The organism is Microbulbifer mixtoriginis (SeqCode) (assembly GCF_052468275.1).
In genome coordinates, this window is record NZ_CP174341.1 from 783,728 (window position 1) to 808,234 (window position 24,507).

General features: G+C 55.2%; 26 protein-coding genes. 10 read left to right on the forward strand and 16 right to left on the reverse strand.

Going from position 1 to position 24,507, the window contains the following annotated elements; translation table 11 throughout:
* Positions 1 to 7: 7 nt before the first annotated feature.
* Together coaD and rsmD are read right to left on the reverse strand one after the other, a co-directional pair.
* Positions 8 to 484, reverse strand: coding sequence for a pantetheine-phosphate adenylyltransferase (coaD, locus tag ACJJIC_RS03495; RefSeq protein ID WP_252083870.1), 477 nt, complete (start codon positions 482 to 484; stop codon positions 8 to 10).
* A 96-nt stretch (positions 485 to 580) separates the two neighbouring features.
* Positions 581 to 1,180, reverse strand: coding sequence for a 16S rRNA (guanine(966)-N(2))-methyltransferase RsmD (gene rsmD, locus ACJJIC_RS03500; protein ID WP_444889044.1), 600 nt, complete (start codon positions 1,178 to 1,180; stop codon positions 581 to 583).
* 226 nt (positions 1,181 to 1,406) lie between these two features.
* On the opposite strand from rsmD, the gene ftsY reads away from it, so the two are divergent.
* The 6 genes from ftsY to trmB all read left to right on the forward strand — a co-directional run bounded on the left by ftsY (position 1,407) and on the right by trmB (position 6,701).
* A complete protein-coding gene (ftsY, locus tag ACJJIC_RS03505) occupies positions 1,407 to 2,549 on the forward strand; it encodes a signal recognition particle-docking protein FtsY (RefSeq protein ID WP_444910982.1) in 1,143 nt (380 codons plus the stop codon).
* 40 nt (positions 2,550 to 2,589) lie between these two features.
* Entirely contained in the window at positions 2,590 to 3,276 is a 687-nt protein-coding gene (gene ftsE / locus ACJJIC_RS03510) for a cell division ATP-binding protein FtsE (RefSeq protein WP_252083868.1), read from the forward strand.
* Entirely contained in the window at positions 3,257 to 4,273 is a 1,017-nt protein-coding gene (gene ftsX, locus ACJJIC_RS03515) for a permease-like cell division protein FtsX (RefSeq protein ID WP_444910830.1), read from the forward strand. The genes ftsE and ftsX overlap by 20 nt, the downstream gene beginning before the upstream one ends.
* Positions 4,274 to 4,510: 237 nt before the next feature.
* Positions 4,511 to 5,365, forward strand: coding sequence for an RNA polymerase sigma factor RpoH (rpoH, locus tag ACJJIC_RS03520; protein ID WP_252083866.1), 855 nt, complete (start codon positions 4,511 to 4,513; stop codon positions 5,363 to 5,365).
* 103 nt (positions 5,366 to 5,468) lie between these two features.
* Positions 5,469 to 5,846, forward strand: coding sequence for a DUF423 domain-containing protein (locus tag ACJJIC_RS03525; RefSeq protein WP_444910829.1), 378 nt, complete (start codon positions 5,469 to 5,471; stop codon positions 5,844 to 5,846).
* A gap of 63 nt (positions 5,847 to 5,909) precedes the next feature.
* Positions 5,910 to 6,701 (forward strand): tRNA (guanosine(46)-N7)-methyltransferase TrmB, encoded by a 792-nt coding sequence (gene trmB / locus ACJJIC_RS03530; RefSeq protein WP_444910828.1) that lies wholly within the window; start codon positions 5,910 to 5,912, stop codon positions 6,699 to 6,701.
* A gap of 90 nt (positions 6,702 to 6,791) precedes the next feature.
* Here the strand turns inward: trmB and ACJJIC_RS03535 are convergent, their stop codons facing one another.
* The gene (locus ACJJIC_RS03535; protein WP_252083863.1) at positions 6,792 to 7,796 is read right to left on the reverse strand and encodes a hypothetical protein; all 1,005 of its coding nucleotides are present in this window, start codon (positions 7,794 to 7,796) and stop codon (positions 6,792 to 6,794) included.
* A 202-nt stretch (positions 7,797 to 7,998) separates the two neighbouring features.
* On the opposite strand from ACJJIC_RS03535, the gene ACJJIC_RS03540 reads away from it, so the two are divergent.
* Positions 7,999 to 8,895 (forward strand): outer membrane beta-barrel protein, encoded by an 897-nt coding sequence (locus ACJJIC_RS03540; RefSeq protein WP_252083862.1) that lies wholly within the window; start codon positions 7,999 to 8,001, stop codon positions 8,893 to 8,895.
* Between the two features lie 87 nt (positions 8,896 to 8,982).
* On the opposite strand, the gene ACJJIC_RS03545 is transcribed toward ACJJIC_RS03540, so the two are convergent.
* Positions 8,983 to 10,899, reverse strand: coding sequence for an ATP-binding cassette domain-containing protein (locus ACJJIC_RS03545; RefSeq protein ID WP_444910827.1), 1,917 nt, complete (start codon positions 10,897 to 10,899; stop codon positions 8,983 to 8,985).
* 109 nt (positions 10,900 to 11,008) lie between these two features.
* Between ACJJIC_RS03545 and ACJJIC_RS03550 the strand changes: the two genes are divergently transcribed.
* Positions 11,009 to 11,509, forward strand: coding sequence for a TIGR02444 family protein (locus tag ACJJIC_RS03550; protein WP_252083860.1), 501 nt, complete (start codon positions 11,009 to 11,011; stop codon positions 11,507 to 11,509).
* 179 nt (positions 11,510 to 11,688) lie between these two features.
* Here ACJJIC_RS03550 and ACJJIC_RS03555 read toward each other — a convergent pair whose 3' ends face one another.
* Positions 11,689 to 12,627, reverse strand: a complete 939-nt coding sequence (locus ACJJIC_RS03555) for a hypothetical protein (protein WP_445356458.1) — start codon at positions 12,625 to 12,627, stop codon at positions 11,689 to 11,691.
* A 455-nt stretch (positions 12,628 to 13,082) separates the two neighbouring features.
* Between ACJJIC_RS03555 and bamJ the strand changes: the two genes are divergently transcribed.
* Positions 13,083 to 13,871, forward strand: a complete 789-nt coding sequence (gene bamJ / locus ACJJIC_RS03560) for an FKBP-type peptidyl-prolyl cis-trans isomerase (RefSeq protein WP_252083858.1) — start codon at positions 13,083 to 13,085, stop codon at positions 13,869 to 13,871.
* A 212-nt stretch (positions 13,872 to 14,083) separates the two neighbouring features.
* On the opposite strand, the gene rsd is transcribed toward bamJ, so the two are convergent.
* From rsd to ACJJIC_RS03615, 11 genes are all read right to left on the reverse strand, one after another.
* Entirely contained in the window at positions 14,084 to 14,551 is a 468-nt protein-coding gene (gene rsd / locus ACJJIC_RS03565; protein ID WP_252083857.1) for a sigma D regulator, read from the reverse strand.
* Between the two features lie 176 nt (positions 14,552 to 14,727).
* Positions 14,728 to 15,417 carry an LrgB family protein gene (locus ACJJIC_RS03570; protein ID WP_444910825.1) on the reverse strand — a complete coding sequence of 230 codons (690 nt, stop codon included), beginning with the start codon at positions 15,415 to 15,417 and terminating at the stop codon, positions 14,728 to 14,730.
* Complete coding sequence (locus ACJJIC_RS03575; RefSeq protein ID WP_444889052.1) at positions 15,407 to 15,802, reverse strand: CidA/LrgA family protein; 396 nt, start codon at positions 15,800 to 15,802, stop codon at positions 15,407 to 15,409. The genes ACJJIC_RS03570 and ACJJIC_RS03575 overlap by 11 nt, the downstream gene beginning before the upstream one ends.
* Before the next feature lie 46 nt (positions 15,803 to 15,848).
* Positions 15,849 to 16,340: a disulfide bond formation protein B gene (locus ACJJIC_RS03580; RefSeq protein ID WP_252083854.1), complete on the reverse strand. Its 492-nt coding sequence runs from the start codon at positions 16,338 to 16,340 to the stop codon at positions 15,849 to 15,851.
* Positions 16,337 to 16,939, reverse strand: a complete 603-nt coding sequence (locus tag ACJJIC_RS03585) for an acyl carrier protein phosphodiesterase (RefSeq protein WP_252083853.1) — start codon at positions 16,937 to 16,939, stop codon at positions 16,337 to 16,339. The genes ACJJIC_RS03580 and ACJJIC_RS03585 overlap by 4 nt, the downstream gene beginning before the upstream one ends.
* A 59-nt stretch (positions 16,940 to 16,998) precedes the next feature.
* Positions 16,999 to 18,582: a glutamate--cysteine ligase gene (gene gshA / locus ACJJIC_RS03590; RefSeq protein ID WP_444887562.1), complete on the reverse strand. Its 1,584-nt coding sequence runs from the start codon at positions 18,580 to 18,582 to the stop codon at positions 16,999 to 17,001.
* An 81-nt stretch (positions 18,583 to 18,663) separates the two neighbouring features.
* On the reverse strand, positions 18,664 to 19,095 hold the full coding sequence (locus ACJJIC_RS03595; RefSeq protein ID WP_252083851.1) for a hypothetical protein: 432 nt from the start codon (positions 19,093 to 19,095) through the stop codon (positions 18,664 to 18,666).
* A 141-nt stretch (positions 19,096 to 19,236) separates the two neighbouring features.
* Entirely contained in the window at positions 19,237 to 20,490 is a 1,254-nt protein-coding gene (locus tag ACJJIC_RS03600) for a malic enzyme-like NAD(P)-binding protein (RefSeq protein ID WP_444883178.1), read from the reverse strand.
* A 354-nt stretch (positions 20,491 to 20,844) separates the two neighbouring features.
* Positions 20,845 to 21,057, reverse strand: coding sequence for a 50S ribosomal protein L31 (gene rpmE, locus ACJJIC_RS03605; RefSeq protein ID WP_083922744.1), 213 nt, complete (start codon positions 21,055 to 21,057; stop codon positions 20,845 to 20,847).
* 156 nt (positions 21,058 to 21,213) lie between these two features.
* Entirely contained in the window at positions 21,214 to 21,510 is a 297-nt protein-coding gene (locus ACJJIC_RS03610) for a winged helix-turn-helix domain-containing protein (protein ID WP_444883177.1), read from the reverse strand.
* Positions 21,507 to 22,076 (reverse strand): hypothetical protein, encoded by a 570-nt coding sequence (locus ACJJIC_RS03615; protein WP_445356459.1) that lies wholly within the window; start codon positions 22,074 to 22,076, stop codon positions 21,507 to 21,509. The genes ACJJIC_RS03610 and ACJJIC_RS03615 overlap by 4 nt, the downstream gene beginning before the upstream one ends.
* Before the next feature lie 86 nt (positions 22,077 to 22,162).
* Here ACJJIC_RS03615 and ACJJIC_RS03620 point away from each other — a divergent pair, with 86 nt between their 5' ends.
* The gene (locus ACJJIC_RS03620; protein ID WP_445356460.1) at positions 22,163 to 24,457 is read left to right on the forward strand and encodes a primosomal protein N'; all 2,295 of its coding nucleotides are present in this window, start codon (positions 22,163 to 22,165) and stop codon (positions 24,455 to 24,457) included.
* Positions 24,458 to 24,507: the final 50 nt, after the last annotated feature.

Consider the following 24,507-nt stretch of genomic DNA (forward strand, 5'->3'; position numbering starts at 1 on the left):
TCGGGAGTTAGCGGAATTTCTCTTCCAGTGCCGCTTGTACAGCACTTGGAACAAATTTTGTGACATCTCCACCGAGAGAGGCAATTTCTCTAACCAAAGAGGAAGAAATATAGGACAAATGTTCTGCTGGGGTCAGGAACAGGCTTTCCATATTCGGCGCCAGTTGGCGGTTCATATTAGCCAGCTGAAACTCGTATTCGAAGTCGGATACTGCGCGCAGGCCGCGTAGAACCCCATAGGCATCCACCTGGCGCACCAGGTCAGCCAGCAGGATATCGAAGCCGATGACTTCCACATTGGGCAGGTGGCCGAGTACGCGCTGGGAGAGCTCCACCCGCTCATCCAGTGTAAATAAAGGATTCTTTCGATTACTGGCGGCTACGGCCACGATGACGTGGTCAAACAGGCGACAGGCCCGCTCCACCAAATCGAGATGACCATTGGTGATTGGGTCGAAAGTTCCGGGGTAGACAACTTTTTTCATACGCCAAGGATAAATGCGGGCTGAAAGGGATGCGAATGGTAAACAATTTACGGCTAAGGCTCAAAACCGAATGCGTTAACCTGATCCGTTGACCGGTCAGTGTTCAGTGGTTGCATCGGAGTTATTACTAAACAGTCGCATACAGACCTGACCAGCGCGCTTTTCCTTGATTAACGACCAGTCGTTCGCAGTAGAAATAACAGTGTCTCGGGGTGTCTCGATATAAATCAAAGCGCCTTCTGAGAGCCTGCCAGTGAGAGCGCCGAGACTCTCCTGCCACAAATCGTCTGCAAAGGGCGGATCGATAAAGACAATATCGTAAGGCTTGCCGCCACCGACCAAAAAATCTGCTGCCCGGCAGTTATGCACCTCGCCATCTGTGGCTTCGAGTAGCTGGAGTTGCTGGTTTAGGGTGCGTGCAGCCTGGGGATTCAGTTCGACGAAATCCACTGAGGCCGCGCCACGGGATAGAGATTCCAGACCCAGGGCGCCGGAGCCGGCGAAGAGGTCGAGGCATTGTGCGCCAGGCAGGTGAAACTGCAACCAGTTGAACAGGGTTTCGCGCAGGCGATCGCCGGTAGGTCTCAATCCCTCAACCGGGGCAAATTGCAATTTGCGCCCGCGCCACTGCCCTCCGATGATGCGCAATTGGGAAAGAGGCTGTGTGCTTTGCTTGCGCGATGAACTTCTGGCCAAGGTAACTCTCTACTGGGGGCTTAGCGATGCTAAGATTAGCGTCTTTCTGCAAGCGGTACACCCGGATAAACGAATGATCTTTGATTTCCTGCGCAAAAAGAAAAAGCGCAAGCCCGAACAAAGCGAGCCCCAAGGGGAGCAGGCCGAAGCGGTTGGCTCACCAGAGGAGGCCCCGGCGGAAGAGTGGCAGGAGCCATCTGTCACCGATAAAGAGCCCGCTCCAGAGATGGAACAAGCGACTGCTGATGTGCAGGAACCTTCCACAGAAGCTGTTGAGCCGTCGCCCGCTAGTACAGCCAATGCGCAGCCCGAAATTCCGTCTAGCCCTGAATCTGAGTTGCCAGCCGATACTGAAGCAGCAGCGCCAGAACCGGCTCCTCGGGTTCAGGAGCCAGCGCCCAAGCCCACCCCCGTGCAGGAAAAACCCGTAGCGAAAAAGAAAGAGGGTTTCTTTGCACGTATTCGCCGCGGGCTCAGCCGCACCAGCAATCAGTTTGTCGAGGGCATGGGCAACCTGTTCCTCGGAGCCAAAGAAATCGATGAAGATCTGCTGGAAGAGCTGGAAACCCAGCTGCTGATGGCAGATGTGGGTGTCGAGGCCACCAGTGAAATTGTTGAGCGCCTCACTGAGCGCGTCTCACGCCGTGAGCTGGCCGATGGGGATGCGCTCTATAAAGCGCTGCAGCAAGAGTTGGCAGAGCTGCTCGACAGTGTCGACGCGCCTTTAGTGTTGGATACCAGTAAAAAGCCCTATGTGATTTTGGTAGTCGGCGTTAACGGCGTTGGTAAGACCACCACTATCGGCAAGCTGGCGCACCGTTTCCTCGGCGAAGGCAAATCGGTGATGCTTGCCGCCGGCGACACTTTCCGCGCCGCTGCGGTAGAGCAGTTACAGGTTTGGGGACAGCGCCACGATGTGCCGGTGGTGGCTCAGCATACCGGTGCGGACAGCGCTTCGGTAATTTTTGATGCCGTGCAGTCGGCCCAGGCCCGTGGTATTGACGTGGTAATCGCCGATACAGCCGGCCGCCTGCACACCAAGTCCAACCTGATGGAAGAGTTGACCAAGGTGCGCCGTGTAATGGGCAAGCTGGATCCCAGTGCTCCCCACGAGGTGCTATTGGTGCTGGATGCCGGTACCGGCCAGAATGCAATTAACCAGGCTGCGCAATTCCGCGAGGCGGCCGGTGTCACCGGCCTGGTACTCACTAAGCTTGACGGCACCGCCAAGGGTGGCGTGATCTTTGCCCTGGCGCGGCGTTTCGGTATTCCTGTGCGCTTTATAGGTGTGGGTGAACAGGCTGAGGATCTGCAGCCGTTCCGCGCGCGCGAATTTGTCTCGGCGCTGTTTGGCCGTGATACCGCTTGATCGCCACTAAACCCTCTTAGGGAATAACAAGAACAAAATCGTGATCACCTTTGACAATGTGAATAAGCGCTATGCATCGGGGCAGGACGCCCTGGTGCGTATCAGCTTGGAAGTCCCTCGAGGCGATATGGTGTTTCTCACCGGTCATTCAGGTGCGGGTAAGAGCACACTTTTGCGGCTGTTGACTGCCATCGAGCGCCCCACTAAAGGCTCGATTTTGGTCGCAGGGCAGAATCTCAACCGCCTGCGCAATAGCCAGATCCCCTATTACCGCCGCAACCTGGGTATCGTTTTTCAAAACCACCAGCTGCTGTTTGATCGCAGTGTGTTCGACAATATCGCTCTACCGCTGGCAGTGGCCGGTTGCAGCAAACGCGAAGTGGGCCGCCGGGTGCGTGCCGCTCTAGACAAAGTAGGTCTTCTGGACAAGGAGAAACACAATCCCATTACCCTGTCTGGAGGGGAGCAGCAGCGGGTGGGTATCGCCCGCGCAGTAGTGAACAAGCCGGCGATCCTTGTAGCGGATGAGCCTACAGGTAATCTGGACCCTCAGCTGTCACAGGAGATCATGCAACTGTTTTCCGACTTTAATGCTGTGGGCGTCACTGTATTGGTGGCAAGCCACGACCTGGAATTGATAGCGCGCATGCGCCGGCGGGTATTGACCCTGCAAGCCGGTCAGTTGATCTACGACGGAGTCCCAAGCCGTGAAGCACACCCAGTCTAGAGTCCAGCGCCCGGCGAGCAGTGGCATTGAAAAGCGCCCGCGTAGCAGTGGCGCGGTGGCTGCTCGCACCGGTATTTCGGATCGCTGGCAGTCCTGGCTCGACCACCATCGCCAGGTAGCACGGGAATCCCTGCGCCGTTTTTTCGCTACGCCCATGGCTAGTGCTATGACCGCCCTGGTGATTGCTATCGCCCTGGCCCTGCCCGCCGCATTGCAACTTGGGTTGGCAAATTTTCAGCGCGCTGTGGCCGGCTGGGATGGTCAGCCGCAGATTTCAGTATTTCTCAATAAGAGAGCGCAGAAAACGGCAGTAGACTCCTTCGCCGCCAAACTGCGCAGCGACCCGGCCATCGCAGAGGTGACTTATATTTCTCCGGAAGCGGCGCTGGCGGAATTCGAGCAGGCATCCGGGCTCGGCGATCTCCTGGTGGGGCTCGATGCCAACCCTCTGCCGGCAGTATTGCTGCTGCGCCCGCGAGATACCCATAACAGCGAAAAATTGCAGCGCATTGTGGATAACCTACAGGAGCACGCCCTGAGTGACTCGGTGGTGCTCGATCTGGCCTGGGTGCAGCGCCTAACCCAGCTGACGGAGCTGGGGCAACGGATGTCCGCAGGGCTCGCGCTGCTGTTGGCGCTGGGGGTTATCCTGGTGGTGGTCAATACGATTCGCCTGCACATTGAGAGCCGTCGGGAGGAAATCCTGGTGGTAAAGCTTGTGGGTGGCACAAATGCTTTTGTGCGCAGACCTTTCCTCTACAGTGGTCTCTGTTATGGGGCTTTTGGCGGACTGCTGGCATGGGCTCTGTTACTGGGGGCGGTGTTGCTATTGTCCGGGCCGATCTCAGGCCTCTCCTCTAGCTACGGTAGTAATTACAGCCTAGTGGGGCCCGGTTTCAGCTATTTTGTTGGCCTTATCGGTGGCGCTGCTTTGCTTGGGCTGCTGGGGGCCTGGCTGGCGGCGGGCCGTCACTTGCGCGAGATCGAACCCTGCTGAGAAGAGTGTTTACACGCCTTGGTTTAGCCAAGAAGCGTAAAGCTGTAGCGAATTGGGGAACCTAGTCGGGATTTGGTCCCTCTAAACGGCTGCAATACAAGGGAATACGGCAGTTGGCGGCGGACTTTCTTAACCGCTCGTGCAAGTGCTACACTGAGTCCAGCCTGTTGCCGGATAAAGTGTCCGACGACAGCGGCCGCTGGAATCGGCCGACTAATAATGAGAGGAGAAACCTGAATGGGAACCAGCCTACAGCCAGTGCATACGCTGTCTCCGGGCGCCAACCTGGGAGCTTACATCCAGACCGTCAGCAGCTTCGATGTGCTGTCCGCGGAGGAAGAAAAGCGCCTGGCAGAAGACCTCTATTATCGCGAAGATATTAACGCGGCCCGCCAACTGGTCATGTCCCACCTGCGCTTTGTCGTACATATTGCCAAGTCTTATTCTGGCTATGGACTCAACCAGTCGGATCTGGTGCAGGAAGGCAATGTTGGTCTGATGAAGGCGGTTAAACGCTTTAACCCCGAGAAAGGGGTACGTTTGGTCTCCTTTGCGGTGCACTGGATCAAAGCGGAAATTCACGAATTTATCCTGCGCAACTGGCGCATCGTGAAGATCGCTACCACCAAGGCACAGCGCAAGTTGTTCTTCAACCTGCGTGGTCAGAAGAAGAAACTGGCCTGGCTGAGCAATGATGAAGCCAAGGCGGTGGCTAAAGATTTGAATGTGGATGTCGCCCAGGTCCATGAGATGGAGGGCCGCCTTGCCGCTCATGATGCCGCATTTGATGCGGGGGTGGACGACGATGACGACACCGCCTGGCAAGCGCCGGCACACTACCTGGAAGACCGCAGTTATGATCCGGCAGCTCAGTTGGAGCGGGATAACTGGCAGGAAACCAGCTTCAACAGTCTGGCCAATGCTATGGAGCAGCTCGACGAGCGCAGCCGCGATATTATCCAGGCACGCTGGCTGAGCGAGGAGAAATCCACTCTGCACGAGTTGGCAGATAAATACGGAGTCTCCGCCGAACGTATCCGTCAGCTGGAGAAGAACGCCATGAAAAAAGTGCGTGCGGCTATGGAGGCCTGATAGCGCACTTTGGCAGTTCGGAAAAAACCGCGCAGCAGCGCGGTTTTTTTATTTCTGCGATGCATGGACCCGCTTCGTCGGGCGCAAAAAAATGGGATAAGCCATGGTTAAAGTTTACCTTCTACTCGCCGCATTATTTGGCGCCAGTGGCGTTGCTCTCGGTGCCTTTGGCGCACACGGCCTGCGTGGCAAGGTCGCCGAGCCGCTATTGGAAGCCTACAAGACCGGTGTGCAGTACCAGATGATCCACGCCCTGGCGCTATTGGCTGTGGCGCTGCTGATACAGAATTGGGGAGAACGTCTGTCACTCACTCTGAGCGGCGCTTTCTTTGTATTTGGCTTGGTGTTTTTTTCCGGTAGTCTCTACGCCCTTACCCTGGGTGGGCCGCGTTGGCTGGGGCCGATTACACCGATTGGTGGGTTATTGATGATCGCCGGCTGGGTGACACTGTTTATTGCCGCCGTGAATACCCCCAAATAGCCGGGCTGTCGCCTATCAAAACCCGAATAAGAGAAAACCGTTTCGCATAAGAGGTCGCGAACAATGCAAGACGAATCCGCGGAAGAGTTTCCCTACCGCACCGAGTACAAGAAAAAATCTATCCGCAGCTACGTGATTCGTGCGGGGCGGATGACTGAGGGGCAGCGCCGCGCCTTTGATACTTACTGGGGAAAATATGGTCTGTCGCTCTTCGATGGCCCTCTGAATCCAGTTGAGGCATTTGGCCGTGAGGCTCCGCTTGTGTTGGAGATCGGTTTTGGTATGGGCGACTCACTGCTTGCCATGGCCCAGGCCGAACCGGATAAGAATTTTATTGGTATTGAGGTGCATCCTCCCGGTGTGGGTCGGCTGATTAACAATGCCGGTAAAGCCGGGGTTGAGAATCTCAAAATTTATATGGCCGATGCGGTGGATGTTTTGAATGACTGCATTGGGGATGGCATTTTGGACAGGTTCCAATTGTATTTTCCCGATCCCTGGCATAAGAAGAAGCACCATAAGCGCCGCATCGTGCAGCCGCAGTTTGTGCGCCTGATTTGCAGCAAGCTGAAAACCGGCGGTGTCATGCATATGGCTACGGACTGGCAGAATTATGCCGAGCATATGCTGGAAGTGTTGCAAGCGGAGTCACTGCTGGAGAATACCTCCTCCAATGATGACTATGTCGAGCGTCCAGAGTGGCGCTCGGAAACCAAGTTTGAGCGCCGCGGCCAGCGCCTTGGGCACGGTGTCTGGGATCTGGTGTACCGCCGCCTGCCCGGAGAAGCTCCCGCCCTGGCGTCGAGCGAAGAGACAGTTGAAAAGCCTTCCAAGCCGGCACCGGAGGTCGAATAACATCCAATTTTCCACTTGGAGAGTTTTAGCAATAAGCGCCGACTGTAAGTCGGCGTTCTCCCCCACCTACGGCAGTACCCCACCCTTTCTTTAAACGTACAGCTGCCAGTTCTTCTTGAAAGATTCCCAGCGCTGTTTGTCTGCGGTGATACGGATATTTCTTACCGAGTTTTCGTTGTAGTACATCCAATCCGATAACACGATATTGTTTTGGCTGCCGGCATAGTAGCGCATGCGGAAGCGGCGAATATATTGGTTGGGTATTGCCAGGAAGGCTACCTCACGACCGGGGGTGACGTTGGCGACCTCAACGCATTCATGTCCAGTTTTGTCGAACTCATAGACAAATCCGGCGATGGCTTTATCCACCCTGTCGGTTTGGTGCAGGTAGTAGTAACGCACCGGACAGTAAGTTTTGTTGTGCCAGGCAAAGCGCGCTACCACGTTGGGATCGTCAGTGCTGGATATCACCTGGCAGGAAGCGCCGCTACCGAGATGGGGGTCGTGGCGGTTGTTGTTATCCATTTTTGGAAAAAATCCCCCTGACTGCCACAGCATTTGCGGCGGCCGGGTATCCCCCCGGTACAGGCGCCCCGGTGTCATATGCAGGTTAAAACCCGAGCGGCTAAAACGATAACGATACAGATTGAAAGGGATGTCATTGTGGTTCTGAATATTGCCCAGAGCCAAAGGTTCTGACAATGCGGCTTCACTGGCCTGGCGATACCAGCAATAGGCGCCGCCCAGCAATGTGGTAATGGCGTTTTGACGTCGCTGTATTCCATCCGAGGTGAGCTGTTGTACCGGGTTGGAGGGATTGAAGCCGGTCAACCAGGTATACATTGCCTCTATAAGGCTTTGGGATGTGTTGGATATGCGGGTGTAATCCAGAGTCTGGATCAGTGCAGCCTGAGTCACTAACTGATCAATTCGGGTTAGTCCATCTTTACTGCGGCTGTACTTCCAACTGCAGCGAGAATTTTGTTGAAAATCGGTGGCGTATTCTCGAATAGTTTTTGGTGGGCGGCACGAAGTTTGAATCAACTCTGGGCGAACCAGGTTTCTTACGTAGTTATCTATGTTTGGCGCCAGCATCGGTTAACTCTCCGCTGTTTATAAGTATATTTTTTATTTCCCGTCTATGATTTTCATATTGGGCGCGGCATTAAATAGTAGTTTTATTAAAAATGCAGAACAAATAACACAAAGATAATCGAATTAATTTGAATTTAAAGTAGTTAATCAAATTAATAAAAATTGAAAGGGGGATGGTTTTAAAAAGATTTCGGTGTCAGTAATGGGTAAATGCCATACTTCAATTTCAATCCTCTGCGGTGCTGTGTTGCTTTTTTCTGTCAGCAATGTTTCGGCCGATTTTGTCGGTACCCTCAATCTCTATGCCAATGGCGGTAAATACTGGTTTAACAGTGACCGTTTAAACGGAACCCCTTTTCACGGATTGACTTTGCAGGATACCACCGGTGGTGGTGGTGGCCTGGGATTTAATATGACCAACTACTGGGCGATGGAGGGGGTGGTCGATTACTTTATTGTTGGAGTGGATGATTTTCCCGAAAAGCTCGAGATTTACAATTACCACCTGGACCTCCTCTACCAATTTGGTGGGCAATTCTGTGGTGATTTTTGTTGGCAGCCATATGTGGCTTTTGGCGTTGGCGAGATGCGTATTAATTATGATAAGGCGCCGAAAAAACGTTACAGGAGATATTACACGGACGAGGATGGGATAGAACGTTACGACTGTAAATATCGGTATAAACATGGTTATAAATATCCTGACTGGCACCCCTACCGGAGATATCTGTGCAACTGGCATGATCGCCAAACCATGGTCAATCTCGGTCTGGGGATAAAATACAGCCTCGGTCCCCGCTGGCAGGCCCGTGCGGATGTGCGACTTTTTCAGGGGGTGGATCACGGTGGGTTGGATGGTTTTGCCAGCGTTGCGATTGGCTACCAGTGGATCGAGTACCCGGACTTTTGGTACGACGAGGATGCGGACGGGATTATCGATGCAACCGATCAGTGCCCACAGACCCCGGTAGGTGTGGATGTTGGCCCCGATGGCTGCCCCATGGATATCGACTTTGATGGAGTGCCGGCCTATATCGATCAGTGCCCGAATACACCGGTCGGCACCGCCGTGGATGAATATGGCTGTATTCGCAGATAGCTAATGCCTTTTTAAGGCTTCCGGGGTAGCTCCTGGAGGGCGATAAAGATGCCCTCCAGGAGCTACTTTGATAGACAAACGGTCGAGTTACTCCCCGCGCAATTGCTCAAGTTGCTCAGAAATTTCCAACCACTCCATTTCCAGAAGGTCGAGAGCTTCGCGATATTCGGTTTGCTCTTTATTGAGGCGTGCAATTTCATCTTGCTGACCTCCCATGTAGAGTTGCTCATCGGCCAACTTGCCTTGAACTTTTTGAAGTTTTTCCTCTGTTGCGGCCATTTGCCGCTCAATATTTTTTAATTTATTGGTCAGGGGTTTTAGTTGTTCTCGCAGGGCGGCAGCGGCACGGCGTTGGGCCTTTTTATCTTCTGCAGGTTTTTCCTGATTATCACCGCTTTCTACTGATTTTTCCTCACGCCGCTTTTCCCGGTTAAAACCCAGTAGCCACTGTTTGTAGTCCTCGAGGTCACCGCTATAGGGTTCCGCACGACCATTTGCGACCAGAATAAATTCATCGGCGGTATTGGCGAGTAGATGGCGATCATGGGATACCAAAATAACCGCACCGGGGAACTCAGCCAGGGCCATGGTAAGAGCATGGCGCATTTCCAGGTCTAGGTGGTTGGTGGGCTCATCGAGCAGTAGTAGGTTGGGTTTTTGCCAGGCGAGGATCGCCAATGCCAGGCGGGCCTTCTCTCCACCAGAAAAGCCGGCTACGGTTTCAAAGACCCGGTCGCCAATAAAGCCGTATCCGCCGAGGAAGTCGCGCAGAGACTGCTCACTGGCCTCGGGACTCAGTCGTTGCAGGTGTAATAAAGGAGAGGCCTTGCCATCCAGAGCTTCGAGCTGGTGTTGGGCAAAATAGCCAATAGCCAGGTGTTCGCCACACTGGCGCTCCCCGCTCTTGGGGGCAAGCTCGCCGGCAAGGGTTTTAATTAGCGATGACTTACCCGCGCCATTGGGACCGAGCAGGCCGATACGGCGGCCGGGCTGAATACCCAGTTGTACTTTCCTCACGACCACTTTGTCGGCATAGCCGATATCAGTTTCGCGCAGATCGATCAGCGGATTGGAAGTTTTATCCGCAGATGGCAGGGTGAAGTGAAAGGGTGAGTCCACATGGGCTGGGGCGATTTGTGCCATGCGGTCCAATGCCTTTAAACGACTCTGCGCCTGTTTGGCCTTGCTGGCTTTGGCACGAAAGCGCCGCACAAAGTCTTCCATGTGGGCGCGTTCGGATTGCTGTTTTTCGTATTGTATTTGTTGCTGGGCTAAGCGCTCGGCGCGTGTGCGTTCGAAGGCGCTGTAGTTGCCGCTATAAAGCACGAGCTTTTGCTGTTCAAAACTGACAATGCCATCAACCACTGCATCGAGGAAATCGCGATCATGGGAAATAATTAACAGGGTGCCGGGGAAACGCTGTAGCCACTGTTCCAGCCAGAGGGTCGCGTCTAGATCCAGGTGATTGGTGGGTTCGTCCAGCAGCATCAAATCCGCGGGGCACATCAATGCTCTAGCCAAATTGAGGCGAATGCGCCAGCCACCGGAAAAGCTGCGCACCGGGCGCTGTTGTTCCGCGTGCGCAAAACCCAGGCCGTCGAGTAACTGTGCGGCACGCGCGGGCCCGCTATAGCCGTCGATGCTGGCCATACGCTCGTGCAGCTCGGCCAGTTTGTGGCCATCGGATTCCCCGCTGGTTTCAGCCTTTTTGAGCTGGTCTTGCAGGTTGCGCAGTTCCCGATCGCCGTCGAGTACATAGTCGAGGGCCGACTGATCGCTAGCCTCCACTTCCTGGGCCATATGGGCAATTCGCCAGCCGCCGGGGATATCCACCTGTCCAGCGTCGCTTTCCAGTTGACCCAGTAGCAACTTAAACAGTGTTGACTTACCACAGCCATTCGCGCCGATAATTCCCACCTTGTGGCCGGGGAATATACGGCAGTCTGCACCGTTTAGCAGGTCGCGCTCGCCTCGATGCAGGGAGACACCTTGCAAATTAATCACTGGAAAAAACCTCTTATGAACAGGCCGATGAATGCTAGGCTATTCGACGTATTTGTACGTATTCGCCGCCGCTTGAGCGCGCCGAACCGCAAAGGGCCTGGATTTTAACGTGACAGATAGCACACCTCCATCCTCTTCCAAGGAAAACCCACTGTGGCAGTTCAGTCTGGACTTCTATCGTCATCAAGGGGTTGAAGACTTCTTGCTCGACTGCCAGGACACGAAGGGGGCCGACGTGTGTTTAATGCTTTGGGCTAGCTATGCAGCGGTTTGTGGACACCAGTTGAGTGAGGAGGGGTGGCGTGTGGCTGATCGCGGTTTGGCACCGCGTCGTAGAATGATTATCAGTGTACGCCACCTGCGTCGCTTACTGGGGCGCTTTCGCCCTCATACAGTGCGTGTGTACGAAATGTGTAAGCGTTATGAATTGAACTTGGAACGCTTGCAGCTGGCGGCACTTTGGAAAATTTGCCTGGAGGCATGGCCGGGAGATAAGCCTGCGCTACAGCTTGCGGGGCAGCAATATGGGCTTTTACAAAAAGATCAGGTTCACTGGGCAGGTCTGATTGAGAGTTTTATGGCTTCGGTCGAAAATCTGGATGCCGTCTGAATTTTTCAGGCAGCGGCTTTAGCAAACACAGTGTGCTGCCAATAAAATTGGAAGGTTTCTACCTATAACCTACTAGCAATCCCATACTTCCAATAAATTACACCGTAATGGACTGGCTACTTGGCACCCACTTTAATAGAACTGGCCGGGTGCCAATGTTTACAAAATATTAGGAGTGCCTATTCGCCACGGTGACCCTCTGTGGAAAACAGGCTATTGGCCGGTGTAGTTGGCGTAATCGATGGTGCTGGTGGAGTTTGCTCCAGTGGTTTTTGCTGCTCATCAGAGGCCAGGTTCTTTGCTTCTTCAGTGGGTTTTTCCTGAATTTTGCCTTCACTGGGTGCGGCTTGCTTGAGTTTTTCCTGTTGCGGCTTTCCTTCTTTGGCCTTTACCTGCTCAGGTTTAGCAACTTCAGAAGTTTTTGTCGCTGTTGCGGCTTTAGTTGGGGTAGCTTTCTTGCTGGCGGGTTTTGCTACTTTTTGCTTGCTCGCGGTGGTAGTTTTTGCCGGCTTGGTAGCGGTTTTCTTTGTGCTACTAACAGCTGCCTTCTTTGATGGTTTAGCAGTGCTCGTCTTTTTCGCAGCAGCTTTCTTTTCGCTGGCCTTTGCTGCTACCGTCTTTCTCGTAGATTTTGCCGTGCCAGCTTTTACAGACTTAGCAGAGGTTTTACTGGTGGCTTGCTTAGTGGCGGTGGGTTTTTTCGCCTTAGGTTGAGTCTTAAGCAGCTCTTTTTCCGTTTTAGCTGCGACTTTACGTACGGTTTCCGCCGCTTTGAGCTCTGCTTTGGCTCTGGCTTGCAGATACTTGGCATCGGCAGCAGCTTGCTTAGCCTGTTGAAATACCTCGTTAAATTTCTCTACATTGCTTTTAGCGGTTTCCACACGCTTTAGAGCTGCGGGCGTCTTGGTGGTTTTCGCCTTAGCGCGGGCTTCACCCAGCTTGTCCTTTGCCTTACTCAGCTTGTCTTTTGCTGAGGTCAGGTTTTTTCCGGCCTTGAGTACCGCTTTGCCGGCATCGGTGATTTTCTTATTGCGGGCTTTGTCCAGTTTTGCGGCGAGTTTGGAAATTTGTGCTTCCAGCTCTGCAACCGGATTGACAGCTTTTGGTTTGGCAGCCATGAGTAAATGTCCTGACGTTTATTATCGATTGGCACTTCCGGATAGTGCGCTCTTCTTCCTTTAAATACGATGGATACCGCTCTAGCAAGAGATATGCGCACCGCGCACTGCCCCAAACTGAAAAGCACTTCAAACAGTCCAGAACAATAACCGGTTACTGGCCGATAATAGCGCTGTTTTTAAAAAAAATGTATGCCGTGTACTGCGAAAAAAGCGTTGTCTGCAGATTTTTTGTGAAGCGGCTGGAACCTGCAAGGGGAATGTGGTGTCCTGCACAGTGTGCGCGTCATCAGTATGCACTGGGAGTCGCCTTGGGTTAGACTTGGGCGCACTGGCGGAAACTGTGCGCCTGGTGGCTTAGGGCCGGAACAGAGTTGCTTGAAATACCGCTGTTGGCGTTGGACCAAGGTCAAGCGCGAATCTATAAACGCAATACGGACAAAGAGACAACACCCATGAATAAATACCCTTTGGCTGCAGCAATTGCCCTTGGCCTGGCGCTGACCGGCTGTAACGAACAGGGACAGAAGCAGGAAAAAGAAGTTGCCCTGGACACTCAGGAGAAGAAGGTCAGCTACATCATTGCCGAAGACATGGCTAAGCGCCTAAAGGCTCAAGATGTGCAGCTGGATCCCAAAGTGGTTGCGATGGCACTGAACGACGTTGCCAGTGGCCGCGAGGATCGCTTGTCCGATGAAGAAAAGCAGCAGACTATTGCCGCTTTCCAGGAGCAGATGCAGAAGAAACAGCAGGAAATGCTGGCTCAGCAGGAGAAAGAATTTAAAGAGAGCGCCGACAAAAATATGCAGGAAGGCAAGACTTTCCTCGAAGAGAACGCGAAGAAAGATGGTGTAGTCACCACTGATTCTGGCCTGCAGTATAAAGTGATTAAAGAAGGTAGCGGCAGCAAGCCAAGCGCTACCAGCACCGTTGAAGTTGATTACAAGGGCACCCTGATTAACGGTGAGGAGTTCGACAGCTCTTACGCGCGCGGTGAGCCGGTTCAGTTTCCGGTAAACGGGGTAATCAAGGGCTGGACAGAAGCTCTGCAACTGATGAAAGAAGGCTCCAAGTGGGAACTTTATATCCCCTCTGAGCTTGCTTACGGTCCCGGTGGTGCAGGCGGTAAAATTGGCCCCAATGCCACTCTGATTTTTGAAGTGGAACTGCACAAAGCAAATGTTGCTGGTGATGAGGGTTCCGAGAAAAAAGAAGAAAAGAAAGAAGAAGCTCCATCTGAATAATCTGACTTTTCGAACTTTACTGAAAAAGGGCGCCAATAGGCGCCCTTTTTTTGTGCTTGAATTTATTTCGCTTGGCTACCTGGTTTTATTTAAAGATTAAATGCATTCGCAGATATATTCCGGCTAACTGGTCGTCAGCCGGCGAGTGAAGGCGAGCAAAAAATAGGAGTCCCTGGGCAACGAAAAATTGCATGCAACAAGAGGCGGCTGTGCTAGGCGATCCGATTTTTGTGAGCGGTGTGTAACAGGGCGATCATTCTATCTTCGGAGCTAAAGCGGGTTTCTAGCGCCTCTCCCAGTTCGGACAGATCCGGTGCCAGGCTGGAAAGGTCGTCCGTCTCCAGATATTTATCGTTGAAATCAACGGCGATATCTGTAGTCCTATCGATATCATCGTAGAGTTCACAGGCTTTTTGCAGACCTTGTTTATCATCGAAGGCCTGCCCCTCACGCATCAGTTGTTCATAGACCTCAAAATGACCGGCTGACACATAGTCCACCAGCAGCTGGCACAGCTGACGGACACGGTCTTCAGTTTCGGGATCATCCTCACTGAATTCCTTTTTTTCGGATAGGTGGTAGAAACTCACTAATAGGTTTTGTCGTGACTGAAGCCAGCGGTCAATAATTTCGCTGACACCACCCCAGCGCTCCCGCGCCGACTTGCAATTTTCCAGCATCGCCAAGATGTCCTTTTGTTACTGTTGCTGCAGTGGCAGCTTATTAGCTTTTTGCTGATCTCGAAGGCCCTTAGGAAGATAGGAGATTCCCCCGCCGGCAGCAAGGAGTCAGGCGCAAAGTACGTCAGAATGCTGTGACGGCTGTGTAAATTTCACTGCTCGCGTCGGCAGGTGACTCAGGGGGCGATAATTAGCGGTAACAATAGCGCGCTTAAGGCGCCACAGAGTCCCATAGCGAGGGCGGCACAGGCGCCACACAGCGCACTGATTTCCAGTGCGCGCGCCGTGCCCACGGCGTGGGCATTGATACCGAGCACCACGCCGAGAATCCGCTCGTCGCGAATACCTAGGTGGCGCACCAGCGGTGGTCCGGCCAGGGCTCCTACCACGCCGGTGAGCACCACGATTGCTGCGGTCAGGCTTAAGCTCGCGTGAACTTTTTCGGCAATTGCAAGTGCGATGGGTGTGGTAATGGATTTTCCGCTAAGGGCGAGTAGTACAGACTTCCCCACTCCGAGTAAAAGTGCGATCCCCACAGCAATTGCTGGGGCCAACAGGGCTCCGACGGTGATGGTTACCAGCAGGGGCCAGCCAGCGCGGCGAATCACTGTCAGGTTTTGTTTCAGCGGTACGGCCAGCGCGACTACGGCCGGACCTAGTAAGGCGTAGAGTAGACCGCTGGCATCCTGGTAGTCGCGGTAGGGAATATCCAGGCTATAGAGAGCTGCGAAAACTAGCAGACTTGCGGTGATTATCGGGTGTAACAGTACCGTACCCGTGCGTCGGTACAGCAGTACCCCAAACCAGAAGGCACCGCAGCTCAATGGCAGGGCAAACAGCGGGCTGTGTAGTAACTCACTGTTCATTGTTGTGCACTATATCGGTTTTTCTGAGTAGGCGGCGCAGCAACAGAGTACACAGCGTAAGGCTGATCAGGGTGCCAAAAAGAATTGCGGCGAGCAGGCCCAGCCAATCGGATAAGGAGAGATCGCGCAGAAAGAAGACCCCAGTGGCGGCGGGTAAAAATAGCAGTGGCAATAAAAAGAGCAGCTGTGCACTGACTTTTGCCAGGCCGCGGGGCACGCTGCCGTAGACCATTAGGCCCACCAGTAGCAGCAACATCCCAACTACAGCACCCGGCACCGGTAGGGCGAGCGCCTTTCCGATCAGGCTACCGAGCCGTTCGCAGCCAAACAGGATTGCGATACCGAGCACCCAATGGGCTAGCTCGCGTGGGGATGGTGCTGTCATTGGCAAAGGGCGGCTCCGCTGAGCCGCGGTTTAGTGTCCGGTTGATTCAGGCTTTGCGAAATGCCTGCCAGCCGCCAAATAGGATCAGTCCGGCAAAACCGATAGCGGACCAGCCGGGGATACTGAGGCCCATCATGGTCCATTGGACCTCGGCGCAGTTGCCGTCGCCGGTGAGCAGTGCCTTAAGTACATCGGCCATAGGAAAGACCTCCATCATGTAGCTGACACTGGGTCCGCAGGCGGGCACCTGGCCCTCCGGCAGGCTCTGCAGCCACAGCTGGCGCCCGGCAAAATAGAGGCCGCCCAGAGCCCAAATGGAAACCAGCAACCCATAAACGCGCCGGCCGATCGTTGCAGGATTGTGTAGGAAGGCTATGAGAGAGACCAGTCCAATGCCAAGTAACATCACCCGCTGGGTAATACACAGCTTGCAGGGCTCCAGGCCCCGAGCGTACTCCAGATAAAAGGCGGAGCCGAGCAAAAAGACGACAATTAGAAATACCAACAGAAAGGTAATGCGCGGGTTGGGTAAGGTCATGGTTTATCGGATCCTGAATAGTGCTGCCGAAAGCGCTGGGCTTCGAGATTCAAGTCGGTTAGTAGTTTATTGAAATTGTTTTCCAGTTTTGCCCGCCCGCTACTGAGCTCAGGCAGTATTTCCTGCAGCGCAACCGGTTGGCGCAGGCGCTGTCCTACCCGCTCCAGGGTAAGGCCGATGATGCGTTCCTCGCGGTAACTCTGCAGTAATTTAATTTGCTCGGCACGGGCCATAAATGCCCGTGCCTGCGGCGGAATATACCGGCTGTGGCTGCGAAAGTCTCTCCAGCACTGGTCGCAAAATTCTTCCAGGCTCTGTGGATGCCACTCCTGCCAATGCTGTGCCAACAGATGGTCGAACCAGATATCCAGTGCGATACCGGCATAGCGGCGCCAGCTGGGGTCCAACTGCGCCAGGGCCTCACGATAAGAGGCATTGCTGTCGGTGCTGGCATCAATGCGGCGGTGCAGTTTGATACCGGCCTCAATGGCCTCCGGTCGCTCGCCTTTGAGTGGACCCTTCACAAAATCTCCGAGTAGCCCACCCAGGCGCCAGCGGGTGTCGGGACCAGAAAGCAGCAGGTGGGCGAGATAGTTCATGCGCTCAATCCCTATGGGCGGATATCCGGACCCTGCGCCGGTGCTCTGTGTTGCCAGGGCTAGCCCTGGCAACACATATATTGCGCGTAGTAGTGGCTGAGGAATTCCTCGAAGGAGCCCTTGTCTTCCGCTTCCACGCGCTTTTGTCTGAGCAGGGACTCCTCGGCTTCACGAGAGAAATCCCGCACCGACTCGCTGTCGAGAGGACGCTCGAGAAAGTAGCGGCGATGTTGCTCGGCTTTGTGCATAGCCCAATGGTAGAAGTTCAGGTTTTGCTCCTGCATTTCCGCCAGGATCTGCTGGGCTGGGGTGGGTATTTCCCCTTTGACCTTGGCGCGCTGAACTCCTACGGCACTGCGGTACTGGTCGCCGCCCCAAGCGCTGTCGAGTAACTCGGCTACAGTATCCACCTCCCCGAGTAGCTGGGAAGCCCACTCACTGAGCTCCCGTTCGCTTCCGTTGCTGCGCAGCTTGAGGCCGGGCTCGTGGCCGCGATAGACGATACGCTGTTGGTTTTCCTGGGTCGAACGGTAATCGACCTCATCGGTCTCCGGGCTCTCTGTCAGCAGGCAGTGCAGCAGGAAGCTGTCGATAAAGCGCATTTGTTGCGCATCGATGCCCAGCGGCATAAACGGGTTTAGGTCTAGGCAGCGCACCTCGATATATTCGACCCCGCGATTATCCAGTGCCGCCAGGGCGGTCTCACCGCGTTTGGCGGGATTTTTTGGCCTGATCGGTGAATAGAATTCATTTTCGATTTGCAGCACGCCGGCGGAAAGCTGCTGATACTGTCCATCGCTATCCTTGACTCCGAGCTCGTTGTAGGGGCCATAGGGCCGGCTAATCGCTGAACAGAGCGTGGACAGGTAGCTACGCAAGTTGTTGTAGCAAACCACCAGAGACTGCTGCACTTCGCTGTTGTAGCCCAGGTCGCCCATGCGCAGGGAGGTGGCGAAGGGAGCGTGTAGGGTGTGACCGTCGCCGTTAAAAGCTTCGAGCTTATGCTGGCGTCCTTCGACAAAAGAGGAACACACCGCAGGTGCGGCTCCAAACAGGTAGATCAGCAGCCAGTAGTTGCGGCGGAAATTACGGATCAGGTCGAAGTAGCGGCGGGTCTTGAATTCGCACAGGGCTTCACTGCTGCCTTCGAACTCGTGCAGCCACAGCCAGAATTCATCCGGCAGAGAAAAATTGTAGTGGATACCGGCGATGGTCTGCATGGCGCGGCCGTAGCGCAGGCCGAGTCCCAGCCGATAAATGGTCTTCATAGTGCCGCTATGGGAATCTCCGTAGCGGGCCACCGGGATATCGCTATCGGCGCCGATAACACAGGGCATGCTGTTGACCCACAGGCGTTCGTCTCCGATCTGGCTGTAGGTAAAGCGATGAATGCGGTCGAGAATCCGAAGGGCTTCCTCCGGGGTAGCCACCGGAGGGGTAATAAATTCCAGCAGCGCCTCAGAAAAATCGGTGGTGATGCTCTCGTGGGTCAGCGCGGAGCCCAGTGTCTGCGCGTGTGGCGTTTGCGCCAGGGTGCCGTCGTGGGCGACCCGCAGACTCTCTTTTTCCAGGCCGCGACGTATGCCCTTGAGCAGTTGCACGGGTTTGGCCTGGGATAGGGCAGCCAGGTGGGGAATAGGCACTCGAATCTCCTTGGTACTACCGGAACTCTTTCTTGTTGTCGCCGTTGGGGCTACTTGTGCCGGTGCTAAAAGAATCTCCGCTCAGGCGGCAGACTCCGATTCCGATTTGTGCTCGCCGGGTTGTGCGGGCGTCTCATCCGGGGTTTGTGCTGGCGCGACCTCAGGAGCCTGTTCCGGGGCCACTTCCGGCTCTGGCTGTGGTTCCAGCTCGGTGGGCTCTGCAGCCGGGATCTCCTCTGGTACACCGGGCTCGATCTCCGGATCCTCGGGCGCCGAAGATTGCTCAGCGAGAGCTTCTTCCGGTATCAGTGGCTGGGCCTTGGGGTTCAGCGCACACTGCAGCAATTCGATACGCAAGCCGACATCACGGGTATTGGCCTCGAACATCTGGTTGATGGCGACATCTTTATGCTCGCTGCGAAACAGTTTGTTGGGCTCGCGGCCATCAAGCCATTCGCCGCTTTTGCTCAGGAACTGCTGGTGCTGGTTTGTCAGCACATACACGTGACTCATTGTGTTGGGCAACTTTGATGCTGTGACAGAAAGGCAGTTTAGCGACGGGTGCTTTATGGCTCAAGAAGTCTGTGGGGGTGAAAGCGGCAAACGCCCGCCCCGAGAGGATAAGGCGGGCTTCTAGGGATGAATTAACCGGCCCTAGAGTGTTTGCAGCGGGTAGTTTTCGGGGTAAGGCAGGCGGGCACAGCCGCTGTCTACCGCTGCGCGCGCTACTGCGGCGGCAACTTCCGGAAGCAGGCGTGGATCCGTGGGTTTGGGCAAGATATAACTTGGGCCAAAGCTCAGTTCTACCCCGCCGTAGCCCTCGCGTACCGAGTCCGGCACCGGTAAATGGGCGATCTTACGGATGGCTTCAATTGCGGCCAGCTTCATCTCTTCATTGATACGCGCCGCACGCACATCCAGCGCGCCACGAAATATGAAGGGAAAGCAGAGTACATTGTTGACCTGGTTGGGGTAATCCGAGCGCCCGGTAGCCATGATCAGGTCGTCGCGTACGCTGTGGGCCAGCTCTGGTTTGATCTCCGGATTTGGATTTGAGCAGGCGAATACCACTGGCTTCGGCGCCATGCGCTGCAGCTGTTCGGCGGAGAGCAGATCTGGGCCCGATACTCCGAGGAATACATCGGCACCGGTGATAGCGTCATCGAGGGTGCGCATATCAGTATCCCGCGCCCACTCACCTTTATAAGCATTGATATCGGTGCGGCCGGAGTGAATTACCCCACGGCTGTCGAGCATGGTGATTTGATCTTTGCGCGCGCCGGCGGCCAGCAGCAGTTTGCAGCAAGCGGTGGCGGCGGCACCAGCTCCAAGGCACACCATGCGCACGTCGCTGATTTTCTTTCCCTGGATCTCCAGGGCATTCAGCATGCCGGCAACGGTCACAATTGCAGTGCCGTGCTGGTCGTCGTGGAATATGGGTACTGGGCAGCGCTCAATCAGTGCCTCTTCAATATGGAAGCACTCAGGCGCTTTAATATCTTCGAGATTGATGCCGCCGAAGGTATTGGCGATGGCGGCAACTGTCTGAATAAACTGCTCCGGGCTGTTGACGTCCACTTCGATATCCACCGAGTTGATATCAGCGAAGCGCTTGAACAGTAGTGACTTGCCCTCCATCACCGGCTTGGAGGCCAGTGGGCCCAGGTTACCGAGGCCGAGGATGGCGCTGCCGTTGGAAATGACCGCCACCAGGTTGCCTTTGCCGGTATAGCGATAGGCGGCCTCTGGGTCCTTGGCAATTTCACGCACAGGTTCCGCCACACCGGGACTATAGGCCAGCGACAGGTCCTCCTGAGTTTCAGCGGGGGTGGTCAGCTCGACTGAAAGTTTGCCGGGGCTGGGGAGTGCGTGGTAATCGAGCGCTGCCTGGCGCAATGAATCCGTCATTTGGGGGCTGTTCTCTCGAAAACGGGGGGCGACACTTGGGGCGTCATCCCGGTTACTGCGGGTTTCAGAGAATAACCGAGGGGTGCTTGCGGTCACAAGCTCACAGAGGCAATGAAACAGCTACTTATTACTATTTTGCCCTTAACATTTGGCCAAATTCAGGATGATCAGCCGTCTAATATTCAATTTGAAGGATAAATTTACTGCTAATAACGAATATATTAAGCGATACAAATCGATTTCGCCCCAGCGCTCTGGATCTGAGCAGAGCGCTGAATTTGCAGCACAAAAAAGGGCGCCGTGGAAAATTCCAGGGCGCCCTTTCTGAAGTACCAAAGTACCTCTTTATTCGGATTACTTGCCGATGCGGCTGCCGAAACGCTTCTTGAAGCGGTCCACGCGTCCACCGGTAGTAGCCTGCTTCTGCTTGCCGGTGTAGAAGGGGTGGCACTGGGAGCAGACGTCGATCTGCAGGTCTTTGCCCAGGGTGGAGCGGGTCTTAACAACATTGCCGCAGGAGCAAGTAGCGGTGATGTCGGTGTAGTTAGGATGGATATCTGCTTTCATGATTGCCTCTTTCCGAAACCGCCACCCGATCTGTTGCCGGGCACGGCATCGTCGTTGGAGCAGGAACCGGATTGGTTCCAGGCTGATTAAAAAGTCGGCGCATACTATCAGATTAGCGCCGGGGTTCAAGTCCAAATACAAGGCAGGGCAATGGTGTTATTCCGCGGCGGCGATAAGTTGCTGCAGGGCCTGCAGGTGCTTGTTCAGCGCCTCTCGCCCGCTCTCAGTGAGGCGGTACCAGGTGACGGGTTTACGCTCTACAAAGTCTTTGCGCAGAGCAATATAGCCCTGCTCTTCCAAGCGGCGCAGCTGCGCGCCGAGGTTGCCATCGGTCACCTGCAACTGCTCCTTGAAGAGAGAGAAGCTGATTTCCTCGTATTTCGCTAGCATCACACAAATTGCGAGGCGTACCCGGTGTTCGAGGACCGGGTCCAAGTCCGCAAGGGCTTTCATTGCGTCGCTCCATTAGCTTGCCTGGCCCGCTGTACCAGGCCGGTCCAAACAAGTCCAAAGCCGATCGCCAGGCCGCTCAGTACCCAGGCGTAGGGCGGTGTCAGCAAAATGATCAGCAGGTAACTGGCCAGCATCAATATACCGCTATAGAGCAGTGGACGGATCAGGTGGATACCGGCGAGGCTATAGGAGAGTCCGGCTAAAAGCAGAAATTGCTCCGGGCCAGCAGCGTTGGGCTTGGCGATCATTGTGGCCAATATCAACAGGAAACCGATCCCAGTTACCATCCAGTGCCAACCATACTTGCGACCAAAGGTACTGTTATTGATGCCAGTGCGGCGTGCTGTTCGCTCGCCCAGCCACCAGCTGAACAGTCCGCCGGCGGTACTCGCCACCAGAAAGTAATACACGGTAAGTTGCGGGGCCAGGTCCGCCAAAGCGAATCCGATAAAAATTAGTAGTCCCCACAAGAAATAGAGTGATGGAATGCCGTTCTCCACTTGGTTGCTGCGCACGGCATCGCTGGCAAAATCCAGGCTGTCTTTGAGTTTTTCCATATCGGTCATGGCTGTCTTCCTTGCTAACTTAGTGAACTCTAAATATTAGAGTTGATTTATAGAGTACTCTGAATTTTAGAGGAGGCAAGTAAAATTTGCAGTCTCTGTACCTTGTCGTAACAGCCAGTACACTAGCGCCTTTTACCGAGGTTATTGGGGGCGGGGTGCAGCAGACGGTACCAAAGACAGTGCAACAGGGAGTTATCCTGCGGTTGGCGGTGCCAGTGCCACTGCGGCGTCTCTTCGATTATCTGCCCCCGGAGGGCCTCAATCCCGCTGAATTGAAACCCGGCCAGCGCTTGTGGGTACCTTTTGCCGGGCGCAAATTGGTAGCCGTGTTGGTGGAGGTAGTGCTGGAGTCGCCGCAGGCACAGCTGAAACCGGCGCAGGAACTGATTGATAGCAAAGCCCTGTTCGACAGTGGCGCACGCAAACTTCTCAACTGGATCGCCGATTATTACCAGGCCCCGGTTGGAGAGGTTTACGCCGCCGCCCTGCCCGCCGCCTTGCGCAAGGGCAAGCCGGCTGATCATTGGGCTGAGCAGTGGTTGCAACTCACTACCGAAGGCAAGGGGCTACCGGAATCTGCACTGGCGCGGGCGCCCAAGCAGCAGGCCCTGTTGCAACAATTACTGCGCGCCGGCCAGCAGAGCCGCACCTACCTGAAAACCCAGGGGCATACTCCGGCGGTGATTCGCGCCTTGCAGGAGCGCCAACTGGTGGAGTGGGTTTCGGGTCCTACGGTGCCGCCGCCGATGCCGGCTGCGGAGGCCACTCCGCCACCGCAGCTGAATAGTGAGCAGCAGCAGGTACTCGCTGCGGTAGATTGCAGTTGCTTTTCCGCCACCTTGTTAGAAGGCACCACTGGCAGTGGCAAGACCGAGGTCTACCTGCGGTTAATGGAGCGGGTTCTGGCCGAAGGGCGCCAGGCCTTGTTGTTGGTGCCGGAAATCGGTCTCACTCCGCAGACCTTGCGGCGCATCGCCGCGCGCTTTCCCGAGCACAGTATCGCCGCCCTGCACTCGGGGCTGGCCGAGGGCGAGCGTGCCCAATCGTGGCTCGCCGCCTCTGAGGGCCAAGCGGATATCGTTATTGGCACCCGCTCGGCAATTATGACGCCACTGCCGAGACTCGGTGTGGTGTTAGTAGATGAGGAACACGACGCTTCATTTAAGCAACAGGATGGTGTGCGCTATTCCGCCCGTGACCTGGCGGTGGTTTTGGCGCGCAACAGTGATGTGCCGGTGCTGCTGGGTTCTGCAACGCCTTCCCTGGAAACCTTGCACAACGCCCTTAATGGTCGCTATCAACATTTGCGCATGCGCCAGCGCGCCGGCGAGGCGCGCCCGCCGCAGATCCACGTGGTGCCGACCCTACGCGAGCCCCTGGAAGAGGGTTTTTCGCCTCAGGTTTTACGTCATATCGGCGAGACACTGGCTCGCGGAGAGCAAGTGCTGGTGTTTATTAACCGGCGTGGCTTTGCACCGGCACTCAACTGTGATGATTGCGGCTGGATTGCCGACTGTCCGCACTGTTCCAGTAAACTCACCATGCACCGACGCCAGCGCCAGCTACGTTGTCACCACTGCGATTATCGCCGCCCCCTGGTGGATACTTGTCCGCAGTGCCACAGCCGCTCAATCTCTGCCCTGGGAGGCGGCACCGAGCGCAGCGAAGAGTTGCTGGCGCGGCGCTTTGCCGATTATCCGGTAATTCGCGTTGACCGGGATACCACCACCAGTAAGCAGGCTCTCGATCGCTTGCTGGCGCCGGCCCGCGATGGCGAACCCTGTCTGTTACTGGGCACTCAGATGCTGGCCAAGGGGCACCATCTACCGAGGGTGACCCTGGTGGTGATCCAGGATGCCGATGGCGGCTTGTTCAGTGCCGATTTTCGCGCGCCCGAGCGCACAGGCCAGTTGCTTGAGCAGGTGGCGGGGCGCGCCGGGCGCGGCAGCTTGAGTGGCCGCGTATTGGTGCAGAGCCGCTTCCCGGAGCATCCGCTGCTGCAAATGTTGTTGGAAAAAGGCTACGGGACTTTTGCGCGCCAGCTGTTGCGCGATCGTGCGGTGGCACAGCTGCCTCCGACCCACGCCATGGCACTGGTGCGGGCCGAGTGTGAGGAGCCCGCTTGGGCCGAGGAATTTCTGCATAATGCACGCCTATTTATGCAATCCCTAGTACCGCCCTCACCCCAGTTGCAATATCTGGGACCGGTGCCGGCGCTGCTTGAGCGCAAATCTGGTCGCTACCGTTTTTATGTTCAGGTGACCGCACAAAATCGCGCCCAGTTACAACCCCTGCTGGCCCGGGTATGTGCCTGGGCCGAGAGCAATAAGAATCGCCGCTTGCGCTGGGCGGTGGACATGGATGCGCAGGAATTGTCGTGAATTTTGCGGGAGAGCAATGCCCTTGTGTAAATTGGCGGTACAATTTGCCT